Origin of the sequence: Glaciihabitans sp. dw_435 (assembly GCF_018449675.1) — a bacterium.
In the GTDB taxonomy this organism is placed as follows: domain Bacteria; phylum Actinomycetota; class Actinomycetes; order Actinomycetales; family Microbacteriaceae; genus Glaciihabitans.
This window is the reverse complement of sequence record NZ_JAAVUZ010000012.1, coordinates 26,542-38,927: the sequence shown is the minus strand read 5'-3', so window position 1 is coordinate 38,927 and position 12,386 is coordinate 26,542. Positions and strand designations below refer to the sequence as shown.

12 protein-coding genes are annotated in these 12,386 nt (G+C 67.3%); 7 read left to right on the top strand and 5 right to left on the bottom strand.

The features are described from left to right. The first annotated feature begins 54 nt into the window (after positions 1–54). Positions 55–504 carry a hypothetical protein gene (locus HB677_RS14320; RefSeq protein WP_213816413.1) on the top strand — a complete coding sequence of 150 codons (450 nt, stop codon included), beginning with the start codon at positions 55–57 and terminating at the stop codon, positions 502–504. After that, entirely contained in the window at positions 501–872 is a 372-nt protein-coding gene (locus HB677_RS14315) for a transcriptional regulator (RefSeq protein WP_213816412.1), read from the top strand. The genes HB677_RS14320 and HB677_RS14315 overlap by 4 nt, the downstream gene beginning before the upstream one ends. Here HB677_RS14315 and HB677_RS14310 read toward each other — a convergent pair. The 5 genes from HB677_RS14310 to HB677_RS14290 form a co-directional block, all read right to left on the bottom strand. After that, entirely contained in the window at positions 869–1,720 is an 852-nt protein-coding gene (locus HB677_RS14310; RefSeq protein ID WP_213816411.1) for an NAD(P)-dependent oxidoreductase, read from the bottom strand. The two genes, HB677_RS14315 and HB677_RS14310, sit on opposite strands and share 4 nt — an antisense overlap. A gap of 26 nt (positions 1,721–1,746) precedes the next feature. Further along, on the bottom strand, positions 1,747–2,139 hold the full coding sequence (locus tag HB677_RS14305) for an AraC family ligand binding domain-containing protein (protein WP_213816410.1): 393 nt from the start codon (positions 2,137–2,139) through the stop codon (positions 1,747–1,749). Next, complete coding sequence (locus tag HB677_RS14300; RefSeq protein WP_213816409.1) at positions 2,139–2,564, bottom strand: cupin domain-containing protein; 426 nt, start codon at positions 2,562–2,564, stop codon at positions 2,139–2,141. The genes HB677_RS14305 and HB677_RS14300 overlap by 1 nt, the downstream gene beginning before the upstream one ends. Before the next feature lie 86 nt (positions 2,565–2,650). After that, positions 2,651–3,481: a phosphoenolpyruvate hydrolase family protein gene (locus HB677_RS14295; RefSeq protein WP_213816408.1), complete on the bottom strand. Its 831-nt coding sequence runs from the start codon at positions 3,479–3,481 to the stop codon at positions 2,651–2,653. Continuing rightward, a complete protein-coding gene (locus tag HB677_RS14290; protein WP_213816407.1) occupies positions 3,478–4,740 on the bottom strand; it encodes a Tm-1-like ATP-binding domain-containing protein in 1,263 nt (420 codons plus the stop codon). The genes HB677_RS14295 and HB677_RS14290 overlap by 4 nt, the downstream gene beginning before the upstream one ends. 216 nt (positions 4,741–4,956) lie before the next feature. Here HB677_RS14290 and HB677_RS14285 point away from each other — a divergent pair, with 216 nt between their 5' ends. The 5 genes from HB677_RS14285 (at position 4,957) to rhaS (ending at position 12,382) form a co-directional block, all read left to right on the top strand. Then, entirely contained in the window at positions 4,957–7,584 is a 2,628-nt protein-coding gene (locus HB677_RS14285; protein WP_213816406.1) for a glycoside hydrolase family 78 protein, read from the top strand. A gap of 90 nt (positions 7,585–7,674) precedes the next feature. After that, positions 7,675–9,252 carry a sugar ABC transporter ATP-binding protein gene (locus HB677_RS14280; RefSeq protein WP_213816405.1) on the top strand — a complete coding sequence of 526 codons (1,578 nt, stop codon included), beginning with the start codon at positions 7,675–7,677 and terminating at the stop codon, positions 9,250–9,252. Between the two features lie 5 nt (positions 9,253–9,257). After that, on the top strand, positions 9,258–10,244 hold the full coding sequence (locus tag HB677_RS14275) for an ABC transporter permease (protein WP_218624727.1): 987 nt from the start codon (positions 9,258–9,260) through the stop codon (positions 10,242–10,244). Then, entirely contained in the window at positions 10,237–11,280 is a 1,044-nt protein-coding gene (locus HB677_RS14270; RefSeq protein ID WP_255546634.1) for an ABC transporter permease, read from the top strand. The genes HB677_RS14275 and HB677_RS14270 overlap by 8 nt, the downstream gene beginning before the upstream one ends. 43 nt (positions 11,281–11,323) lie before the next feature. Continuing rightward, complete coding sequence (gene rhaS, locus HB677_RS14265; RefSeq protein ID WP_213816402.1) at positions 11,324–12,382, top strand: rhamnose ABC transporter substrate-binding protein; 1,059 nt, start codon at positions 11,324–11,326, stop codon at positions 12,380–12,382. The last annotated feature ends 4 nt before the right edge of the window (positions 12,383–12,386 follow it).

Here is a 12,386-nt window from a genome sequence, read left to right as displayed (position 1 = left end):
AAGTTAATGTCACACTGGAATTACCAACCACTCCCTCTGCAGGAAGGCTCTCCCATGACTGTTCACTCCGACATCACTCCCGATGCAGCGAGGGCGCTGCTGGCCACCGCCGACACCAGCGGCGAGCGCGGACGCTCCGCGGGCGATCGCTCCCGGATCGGAGCGGTATTGAGCATCGCTCTCGGCGCGTTGGTCTCGGTGTTCTTTCTCGCATCGGTGTACGTACTGCCCGTGGCGACCTGGCAGGTCGCTCTCGTGGTTTCCGCAGGGTACGTCGTTGGCATTGTCGCCATCGTCACTATCTACAACGTGTTTCGCAGAGTGAGCCCGACTGGCTGGATCGATCGCTATAACAGGGGGCTCGCCGTCTCCCTTGGCATCTTTTTCGTTGGGCTGGCGCTGTCGTTGCTCATCACCGAGCGCTCACCGGTGCTGTGGGTACCGCTCGCGCTGGCGAGCGGACTGCCCGTCGCCATCAACGGTTCACGCCGGGCTTCCCGATGACCGAGCAGACGCGGGCGCACCCCCGGCACCTCGTCGATGACCTGCTGACCGGGCCCGTGCGGTTGAGCATCGTGGCGACCCTCGCGCATCTGGACGAGATGGAGTTCGGCGCCCTCCGCGACACCATCGAGGTATCGGACTCGGTGCTGAGCAAGCAGATCACCCTGCTGGAGGCCGCAGGGTACGTCGAGGCACGCAAGGGCCACGTGGGCAAGCGTCCTCGTACGTGGCTGAAGCTCACTCCCGAGGGCCGGGTCGCCCTCGGCAGGCACCTTGCAGCACTGCGCGCCATCGTCGACGGCGCGATCACCCCCGCCACCGACGACGTGGCGGGCAACCCGTCTGGAGGCCTGGAGGGGCTGGGTTAGCTCAGGCCGAGCTCGGAGCGCCAGAGGTGCTGCGGTTCGAAGCCGAGGCGAGCGCGCGCCTTGTCGATCGACATCAGGGTTTCGAACTGCCCGAGTTGTTTGGTCACGGGGACGCCGGGGAACGCGTCCGCGACGAGGGTGGCCGACGGCACCGATAGTCCGGTGTCCGACGCGGCAATGTTGTACACCTCGAGGCCCGGGGTGGCGGCATCCAGCGCGAGGGACACGGCGGCCGCGCCATCCCGAGCGTCAATGTAACTCCAGATGAGGTCACGACGGTATGCGGGATCGCCCGCCCGCTCGGCGAAGCGGTCGTACTCACCGGCGACCGTCACGTTGGTGTACCGCAGCGCGGTGATGCTGAGGTTCGGGTCCCAGCGCACGAGCTGGGCGACCATTGCCTCCTCCATCACCTTGACGAGACCGTAGGTGTTGTTGGCCGCGGTGGCGGACTCGTCGACGGGGAAGAAGGCAGGCGCCTCCTCGAACGGGAAGCCCATTGCCGTGATGCTCGAGGCGTAGACGATGGTGCTGATTCCCGCGCGCATGGCCGCCTGGAAGACGTTGAACGACACCGTCATGTTGTTGTGGAAGGTCGTGACGTCGGGGACGAGCCCGTTTACGGGGATTGCCGCCATGTGCACGATGGCGTCCAGCCCGGCGTGGCGCGCAGTCACGCCGAGGAAGGAGTCGAGGGTCTGGCCGTAGTCGGTGAGGTCCACCCGGGTGAAACCCTCGCCGGGGGTGCCACCCAGGTCGAAACCGATGACCTCGTGGCCATCGGCACGGAGCCGCTCGACCGTGGCGCTGCCGAGCTTGCCGTTGCTGCCAGTTACCGCGATACGCATGGTGGTGATCCTAGAGGGGGACGGGGTCAGCGGGTGGGGAAGTCGTGCGGCAGTGGCAGTGCGGGGACGTCGTGCCCCGAGGCATCCGCTTCGCTCGCATGCAGGTGTCCGGTACGCCCGCCCGCGGGGTGGCCGGTTTCGGTGAAGAATCCGCGCACCGTCTCGTAGACCTCGAGGAAGTCGTGCGTGTCACCGGCCCGGGTAAGGATGATGTCGCCCGCCTGTACGTAGCGCTCCGCGCCCTCGAGAAGGATCTTTGCCTTGCCCTCCCAGAGCAGCCACACCTCGTGGTCGTCGTGGAAGTGTCGGTCGAAGCGGCCACCCTCTGTAGCGATGGCGAAACGGCCGATGGTGGCGATCTCCGCCCAGTCGGGACGACTGTCGGGATTCAGCCAGGACCCCGGCTCGATGACGGGCACTAGTTGGCCTGCGACCAGAGCGGTGCCGTGCCGGCGTCGAGAATGCGGGCGTCGGGCAGTCCATCGAGGCCGATCTCCGCCCCACCCGGCGTGTAGGTCACCGACAGGCGCAGCGGACGCCACGTCGTGTTGTACGTCGAGTGCTGGGTGGCCTTCGGGATGTACACGGCGTCGCCCTCGCGAATGGGGAAGGCCGGGCCATCGCCGACGGTCTGCTCACCCTCGCCGGAGATGACGTAGATGACCTCTTCCTCGCCCGGGTGGTCGTGCGGGGCGTGCCCCTGGCCGGGGTAGATGATCACTTCACCGACCGTGAGGCCGGCTCCCTCGTCGAGGTGCGGTGTGACGAGCCACTTGATGGTGCCCCACTCGAACGTGCGGGTGGGTACTTCGTCGGGACGGCGGCCTTCTTGTGCGGTGGTCATGTGCGTGCTCCTTTGCGCGATGGTGCGGGGACGGTTCGGGATGATTCGTGCTGGGGTGATGGGCGGATGCGGCCGGCGCGACCGGCTCAGCCGATCGGGATCGACTTGAAGTCGACGAGTTGCTGCTTGATGGCGCGCTCCGTGGGGAGGCGCTCGACGGATGACGCTCCGAAGAAGCCCACGACACCGGTGGTGTTCGCGAGGATGTAGGCGGCGTCTTCGGGTTCGGCGATGGGTCCGCCATGGCACAGCACCAGGATGTCGGGATTGATCTTCACCGCGGCATCCCGCATCTCCTGCACCCTGACCGCGGATTCCTCCAGCGTCAGGGCGGTCTGTGCGCCGATGGACCCACTGGTGGTCAGCCCCATGTGGGGAACGAGCACGTCCGCACCGGCTTCGGTCATCGCGATGGTCGACTCGATGTCGAACACGTAGGGCGCGGTCAGCAGGTCGCGCTCGGCGGCGAGCCGCACCATGTCGACCTCGAGGTCGTAGCCCATGCCGGTCTCCTCGAGGTTGAGGCGGAAGTTGCCGTCGAAGAGCCCGACCGTCGGGAAGTTCTGCACCCCGGTGAAGCCCATCGTCTTCAGTTCGTCGAGGAACTTCTCCATCAGCCGGAACGGGTCGGTTCCGTTGACGCCCGCGAGCACGGGGGTATCGCGCACGATCGGCAGCACCTCGCGACTCATCTCGACGACCACCTGGTTGGCGTCGCCGTAGGCGAGCAGCCCGCTGAGGGATCCGCGTCCGGCCATGCGGTAGCGGCCCGAGTTGTAGATGATGATGAGGTCGACGCCGCCGGCTTCGGCGGCCTTTGCCGAGAGCCCGGTGCCGGCGCCCGCGCCGATAACGGGACTGCCCGCCGCGACGGTCGCCCGCAGCCGGGCGAGGGCCGTTGTTCTGTCCACGGTCATGAGTTCTGTCCAATCAGGCTGTGCAGTTCGTCCGCCGCGCGACGGGCGAGGGCTGCGTCGTTGATATTTCCGGTGTCATCGATGACCACGACGGCACTGCTGGCAACACCGTCGAGCACCGCGGTGAACAGGGCATCGTCCACCGCCGCGTCCCGGAACGGCTGTCCGTCGGCATCGAGGGCCGAGACCCCGCCGCGCGGAATGATCAGCACCGTCGGCGACGTTGCCGCCGCGAGTTTCGCGCCGATCCGCGCGCCGAGCTCCGCGTTTTCGGCGAGCGTCGTGCGCATCAGCGTGATGGTCGGGTTGTGAATGAAGAACTGGCGGTCGTCGAAGTGATGCGGCACAGTCTCGCGCGGCCCGAAATTCACCATGTCGAGCGCACCGAGGCTGACGACCTGTGGGACAGCGGATGACCCGGCCGCCGTCAACCGGTCGGGGCCCGCGCTCAACACCCCACCCACGAGGTCATCGGCGAGCTCCGTCGTCGTCAGGTCAAGCACCCCCACGAGGAGCCCGGACCGGGCTAATCCCTCGAGCGCGCGGCCCCCGGAACCGGTGGCGTGGAAAACGAGCACCTCGTAGCCAAGCTCTTCGAGCCGCTGGCGAGCTGCGTCAACGGCGGGAGTGGTCACACCGAACATCGAGGCACCGATCAGCGGACGGTCATCCGCCACTCCGACGTCCGCCGCGCGGGCCACGCGTGCCTGGGCCATCCCGGCGATGGCGGCGGCGGCGTTGCCGAGTACTGCACGCGAAATCTGGTTGATGCCCGCGATGTCGACAACGCTGTACATCAGGGTGACGTCGCTCGCGCCGACGTAGGGCGACACGTCGCCCGAGGCCATGGTGGAGACGAGCAGTTTTGGCAGGCCGATCGGCAGGTCGCGGACGGCGCGGGCGGCGATCGAGGATCCCCCGCTGCCGCCGAGGGCGAGCACGCCGTCGAGGGTTCCGGCGGCGAGCAGGTCGGACAGGACAACGGCGGCGCCCTCCCCCATGGTGGCGGTGGCGACGCCGCGGTCACCGCGCTCACGCAGGGCGGCGATCGACGTGCCCGCGGCCTCGGCGACCGCGCCCTGCGATCGAACGATCGTGCCGGTGAATCCGTGCGGCTCGCGAATGCCTGTGTCCACGGTGACGACACTCACCCCGAGCGATGCCAGCTGGTCGGCCATCCACTGGTACTCGGCACCCTTGGTGTCGAGTGTGCCGACGAGGGCTACCGTCGGGGCGTGCTTCTGCGGAATTTCCGTCATTGGATTCCTCTCGTACAACTCACGTGCCCGTTCATCTTGTGACAGATTTTGAAACGTGTCAACTAATCGCGGTCGCTGTTGCTATCCGACGGTGATCTCGCTGTACGATCTGTTTTGAAACGTGTCAGAATTCGGATCCGGCTCAATAGCGAGCGGATCGCAGCACCGCCTTTCTGCCCCGTTCTTCCAACTTTGTGAAAGGACCGGTGCCCAACGATGGTCACTCCCGCTCCCCCGCGCTTCGAACACCACCGCACCGCCCTCGGCATCGGCGAGGCGAGTCCGCGCATCTCCTGGAAGACCACCGCTCCCGCCGGCTGGCGCCAGGATGCCTACGAACTCGAAGTCACTCTCGACGGCACCGCGACCACCACCACCGGGCGCATCGCCTCGCCCGACTCGGTACTCGTGCCCTGGCCCGTGCGGCCGCTCGCCTCACGGGAATCGGCGAGCGTGCGTGTGCGGGTGTGGTCGGGAGACGACGCCTCCGGCTGGAGCGATATCGCCACGGTCGAGGCCGGGCTGCTATCGCCGACCGACTGGGTTGCCCGTCCAGCAGGCGGCGCGTGGGCAGAAATTGCGGACTCGGATGACCGGCGCCCCGCGCTCGTGCGCACGAGCTTCGCCACCTCTGGCGCCGTCGTCAGCGCCCGGCTCTACGTGTCGGCCCACGGCCTGTACGAGGTCGAAATCGACGGAAGCCGCGTCGGTAACGATGCCCTCTCGCCCGGGTGGACAGTGTATGGCTCCCGCCTGCGGTACTACACGCACGACGTCACCGAACTGCTGGCCGGACCCGCAAACGAGCACGCCATCGGCGCGTGGCTCGGCGACGGCTGGTACCGGGGACGCCTCGGCTGGCGCGGCGGATTCCGCAACCTGTTCGGCTCCGACCTCTCCCTCATCGCGCAGCTCGAGCTGACCTACGCCGATGGCCGCGTCGAGACCGTCGCGACGGACGAATCGTGGCGCGCCCACGTCGGTCCCATCATCCGCACCGGCCTGTACGACGGCGAGATCTACGACGCCCGCGACGAGCACACCGGCTGGTCGACGGCGGCCTTCGACGACAGCGACTGGTCGGCGGTGCGCCTCAGCGACCGTGACCCCGCGACCCTGGTCGCTCCCGAGGGACCGCCCGTGCGCTGCACCCAGGAGGTCGTCCCCGTCGGCGTCATCACCACACCCAGCGGCGCGCAGATCATCGACCTCGGCCAAAACCTGGTGGGGCGCCTGCGCATCCGGGTCTCGGGCGCCGCCGGCGACACCGTGACCATCCGCACGGCCGAGGTGCTGCAGGACGGCGAGCTCTACACCCGCCCCCTCCGCGACGCGAAGTCCACCGACGTGTACACGCTCGCCGGGCGCGAGCGGGAGGAGTGGGAACCCCGCTTCACGATCCACGGCTTCCGGTTCGCGGAGATCACCGGGTGGCCGGGCGACCTCGCCGCCGCGGTGGCCGCCGGAGACATCGTCGCGCGGGTTTACCACACCGATATGGAACGCACGGGATGGTTCGACAGCTCCAACCCGCTGGTGAACCGTCTGCACGAGAACGTTCTCTGGAGCATGCGAGGCAACTTCGTTGACATCCCGACCGACTGCCCACAGCGTGACGAGCGCGTCGGGTGGACGGGCGACATCCAGGTGTTCGCCCCCACCGCCGCATTTCTCTACGACGTCTCGGGCATGCTGTCCTCGTGGCTGAAAGACGTGGCGGTCGAGCAACTACCCGACGGCACCGTGCCCTGGTACGTGCCGGTGATCCCGGCGAAAAAGATGTGGACGCCGATCCGTCCCGGCGCGGTGTGGGGCGACGTCGCTGTGCTCACGCCGTGGGTGCTCTACGAGCGCACCGGAGATTCGGGAATCCTCGCCGCGCAATACGCCAGCGCGAAGGCATGGATCGATCTCGTCGACCGCCTCGCCGGCGACGACCACCTGTGGAACGACGGGTTCCAGCTGGGCGACTGGCTCGATCCCGCCGCTCCGCCGCAGGATCCCGCCGACGCCACCACCGACAAATACCTGGTCGCGACCGCCTACTTCGCCTGGTCAACGCTGCACCTGGCGAAGATGGCCGAGGTGCTGGGACAAGTGGATGACGCTGCGCACTACTCCGCTCTCGCTGCGGCTGTCCGCGCCGCCTTCGCCGACGAGTACCTCCTGGCCGGCGGCACCATGACCAGCGATGCGCAGACGGCGTACTCGCTGGCCATCACGTTCGGTCTCATCCCGGATGCGGACACGGGTGCCGCCGCTGGCCGGCGCCTCGCCGCGCTCGTCGCCGAAGCCCAGAACCGCATCGCGACCGGGTTCGCCGGCACGCCTCTTGTCTCGGACGCACTCACGCAATCCGGTTCGCTCGCCACCGCTTACGACCTGCTGCTCGAGCCGGAATGCCCGTCGTGGCTCTACCCGGTGACGCAGGGCGCGACGACCATCTGGGAGCGCTGGGACAGCCAGCGTCCCGACGGCAGCGTCAATCCCGGCACCATGACCTCGTTCAACCACTACGCCCTCGGCGCCGTGGCGGATTGGCTGCACCGCGTGGTTGCCGGGCTGGCGCCGACCGCACCGGGATACCGGTCGATCCTGTTCCGCCCGCAACCGGGTGGCGGATTCACCTCGGCGAGCGCGGCGCACGAGACACCCTACGGTCGCGCCTCCATCGACTGGCGGATCGTCGACGGCCGGCTGGAGGTGACCGTCGTCGTTCCCACCGGCACCGACGCCGTGGTGGAACTGCCCGGGTCAGCACCGGTGACCGTGCAGAACGGCGAGCACACCTTCTCCGTGGCCTGGGAGGCAGACGCCTTGACCCTGAACGAGTCCCAAGGATAGAGTCCGTCCACAGATGAATCGTTTCACGCCGATGTGGAACGACGAGCACCATCACAACTGCGTCACCTTCTCACCGTGGAGAAACCGTCAATGTCGACAACGCACAGCCCCTCCGAGCGACCCCGCGAGCCGGGTGAACCTACCCTCGTTCTTCGCCGCGTCGCCAAGTCGTTCGGTCAGGTCGTGGCCCTCGCCTCCGCCGACCTGACGGTGCACGCCGGATCCATCCACGCGCTCGTCGGCGAGAACGGCGCCGGCAAGTCCACCCTCGTCAAGATCGTCGCGGGTCTCTACACGCGGGACTCCGGCGACTTCGAACTCGCCGGCGAATCGGTCAACTTCACCTCGACCGCCGAATCCAAGGCGGCAGGCATCGCCGTGATCTATCAGGAGCCCACGCTCTTTCCCGACCTGTCCGTCACCGAAAACCTCTTCATGGGCCGCCAGCCGGTCTCGCGGTTCGGGCGCATCGACCGCAAGGCCATGCGGGCGGAAGCCCTCCGCCTCTTCGAGCGCCTCGCCGTGCGCATCGACCCCGATCGTCCCGCCGAGGGACTGTCGATCGCCGACCAGCAAATCCTCGAAATCGCCAAGGCCATCTCCCTCGATGCCCGGTTGTTGATCATGGATGAACCGACCGCCGCCCTGAGCGGGGTCGAGGTCGACCGACTCTTCGCCATCGCCCGCAGCCTGCGCGACGAGGGACGGGCCCTCGTGTTCATCTCGCACCGCTTCGATGAGGTGTTCGCACTCTGCGACACGATCACCGTGATGCGCGACGGCCGCTACATCTCCACCGACGACATCGCCGCCGTGACCGCGGAAGAGATCGTGCGCCGCATGGTCGGCCGCGACGTGAGCGATCTCTTTCCCAAGCAGGAGACCACCATCGGCGACGTGCTGCTGAACGTCACTGGGCTCAGTTCCCCGGGCGTCTTCTCCGACATCACCTTCACCGTGCGTTCGGGCGAGATCGTCGGCCTCGCCGGCCTCGTCGGGGCCGGGCGCAGCGAAATCGCTCGCGCGGTCTTCGGCGTCGATCCGTATACGGCGGGCACCGTCACCCTCGGTGGAACCCGCGTGCCGCCGAACAGCCCGACCGCCGCGATGGCGAGGGGCATGGCGCTGGTACCGGAAGACCGCCGCAAGCAGGGACTCGTGCTCGAGTCATCCGTCGCCCGCAACACCACGCTCTCGATTCGTCGCACCCTCGCGAAGGCGGGCATCATCACCTCGGGGTTCGAAAATGCCGCCGCGGCGATCTGGGCAAGCCGGCTCGAGGTGAAGACCAGCGCGCTCGACAGCGAGGTGGGAACCCTGAGCGGCGGCAACCAGCAGAAGGTGGTGCTGGCGAAATGGCTGGCTACCAACCCGCGGGTTTTGATCATCGACGAGCCGACCCGCGGTATCGACGTCGGCACGAAGGCCGAGGTACACAGGCTGCTCTCCGAGCTTGCGGGGCGGGGAATGGGGATTCTGATGATCTCGTCCGAACTGCCGGAGGTGCTCGGCATGGCCGATCGCGTGCTCGTCATGCGGGAGGGCCGCCTCACCGCGGACCTGCCCCGCGCCGAGGCGACGGCCGAGGCGGTCATGCTCGCCGCGACCCATCCCGGTGGCGCCGCCGATGCCCACACGGGCACCCCGAACGAGGCGGTCGCGTCGTGAGCGGGCTGCGCGCATTTGCCCGGGCACGCGAGACCGGCATCCTTCTCGCCCTTGTTCTGGTGGTGGTCGTCACCACCGTGAAGAACCCCTCGTTCGTTTTCAGCGGTGACGGATGGCGCGACCTGCTGCTCACTCCTTCGATCCTGGTACTCGTGGCGATCGGTCAGGCCATCGTTATCATCACCCGCAGCGTTGACCTGTCGGTGAGCTCGGTGCTTGGCCTGTCGGCGTACCTCACCGGTCGGTTGTTCCTCGACGTTCCCGGCATCCCGATCATCCTTGTCTTCCTTATCGGACTGGTGTTCGGCGGCGCCCTCGGTCTCATCAACGGGGCGCTGGTCGCCTTTGCCCGGGTTCCCGCGCTCGTCATCACCCTTGGAACCCTCTACGCCTACCGCGGCATCAACGTGGTGTGGGCCGGGAGCAACAGGATCAACGCGTCCGACCTACCCAAGGACTTCCTTGCACTCGGCACCGGCAGCATCCTCGGCATCCCGATCCTCGCCATCATCGCGCTTGTCGCGCTGGTCATCGCCGGCTGGTACATGCGCAATATCCGCAGCGGCCGCGAACTGTACGCCATCGGGTCCGACCCCGATGCCGCCAACCTCTACGGCTTGCGCGTCACCCGCCGCATCATCTCCGCCTTCATCGTCTCCGGAGCGCTGGCGGGACTCGCTGGCGTGCTCTACGCGGCGCGCTACGGCACCGTCAACTCGCAGGCGGGCACCGGCTTCGAACTGGACGCCGTCGGCGCAGCGGTCATCGGCGGTGTCGCGATCGTCGGCGGCAGCGGAACCGTCTGGGGTGCAGCCATCGGCGCGGTGCTCCTCCTCACCATCAACCGGGCGTTGCCGATCCTCGGCGTTCCCGACTTTTGGCAGCGGGCCGTCGTCGGCGTGCTGATCATCGGCGCCATCGTGCTTGACCGGCTTCTCGCGCTGCGACAATCGCGCCGGCTTGTGGAAGCGAGGGATGACACGAATGTCTGACACCACGACGCGCACCCCGACGCGCACCTACCGCAACTACGCGCATCCCCTCTGGCGCCGCATCCTTTTCACGCGGGAGATGGCCATCATCGCGCTACTCGTGCTCGTCGTCATCTACGCGTCGGCCACCGTGCGCGGCTTCGGCAGCCCGATCACCTTCACCTACCTGATCCTCGATGTGACGCCGATCCTGCTCATCGCCCTCCCCATGACACTCGTCATCATCACGGGCGAGATCGACCTGTCGGTCGCGAGCGTCGTGGGTCTCAGCAGCGTCGTTGTCGGCACGCTCACGCAGGCGGGGTGGCCCATCGCCCTGGTGTTCCTCACCGCCCTCGTGGTCGGCGCCATCGGAGGCGCCATCAACGGATTCCTCATCACCGTCGTCGGGTTGCCCTCGCTCGCGGTGACCATCGGCACGCTGGCCCTGTACCGCGGACTCGCCGTTGGCCTGCTGGGCACGACCGCCGTGACCGACTTCCCCGAGTACTGGACGGCGCTGGCGAAATCCCGTTTCGTCGGGACATCCATTCCGGCCATCATCGTGCCGTTCCTCATCCTCGCCGTGATCTTCGCGGTGCTGCTGCACTTCACCCCGTTCGGGCGCGGCATCTTCGCCATCGGTCTGAGCTCGGACGCGGCGACCTTCTCGGGCGTGCACGTTGCCCGCACGAAGTTCATCCTGTTCGTGCTGACCGGTCTCGTCTCGGCGTTCGCAGGCATCTACTACACGCTGCGATTCGGCAGCGCCCGCGGGGATAACGCGACAGGCCTCGAGCTCTCCGTGATCGCTGCCGTGCTGCTGGGCGGCGTCTCCATCTTCGGCGGACGCGGCGCGCTCCACGGCGTGATCGCCGGCGTGCTGCTCATCGGAGTGCTGGGAAGCGCGCTGCGCCTCGCCAACATCACGAGCGACGTCATCAACATCATCACCGGAGTGCTGCTCGTGCTCTCGGTGGTGGCGTCGAGCCTGCTCGCCTTTCTCCGCACGCGGCGACAGAAACCGAAGGCGGCAACTCCCGTCACCGCCGGCTGATCCCCCCAGGAAATACCCGCAACCACTGAAAGGAAGAACAAAGATGTTGTTTCAGAAAACGGTACGAGGCACCCGCAGGCGCCGCGCGATCGGCGTGATCGCCGCTGCCGCCAGCGTCGCCCTCATTGCGACAGGCTGCACGACCACGACGACCAGCGGAAGCGGCAGCAGCGGCGGTGGTGACACCAAGAATCTCGCCATCACGTTCATCCCCAAGAACCTGGGTAACCCGTACTTCGACACCTCCGACAAGGGCGGCGAGACCGCCATCAAGGAGTTCAAGGGAACCTACGCCCAGGTGGGACCCGCGACGGCGAGCCCCGACGCCCAGGTCAGCTACATCAATACCCTCACGCAGCAGGGAGTTGGCGGCATCGTGATCTCCGCGAACGACCCGAAGGCGATCGGCGACGCACTGAACGAGGCCCGCGACGCCGGAATCAAGGTCGTCACCTTCGACTCCGACACCGATCCCGCCTACCGCGACGTGTTCATCAACCAGGCGACGTCCGAGGGCATCGCCAAGGTGCAGGTGGACGAACTCTCCAAGCAGATCGGTGACGCCGGCGAGGTCGCGATCCTCTCGGCCGCGGCCAACGCCACCAACCAGAACGCCTGGATCGACCTGATGAAGAAGGACATCGCCGACAACCACCCGAACATCAAGCTCGTCGACACGGTGTACGGAAATGACGATGACCAGACCTCCTTCGACAAGACGGCGGCGTTGCTGCAGAGCCACCCGCAGCTGAAGGGCATCATCTCGCCGACCACCGTCGGCATCGCCGCGGCCGCCCGCTACCTGTCCACCTCGGACTTCAAGGGCAAGGTCGCGCTGACCGGCCTCGGCACGCCAAACCAGATGCGCGAGTTCGTGACCGACGGCACCGTCACCTCCTTCGCCCTCTGGAACCCGGCCGATCTCGGCTACCTGGCCGCGTACGCGAACAAGGCCCTGATCGAGGGCACGATCACGGGCAAGGAGGGCGACAAGTTCGACGCCGGCAAGCTCGGATCGTTCACGGTCGGCGCCGACGCGACGGTGCTGCTGGGCGATCCGTACGTCTTCACCAAGGAGAACATCGGCGAGTTCGACTTCTAGAAAA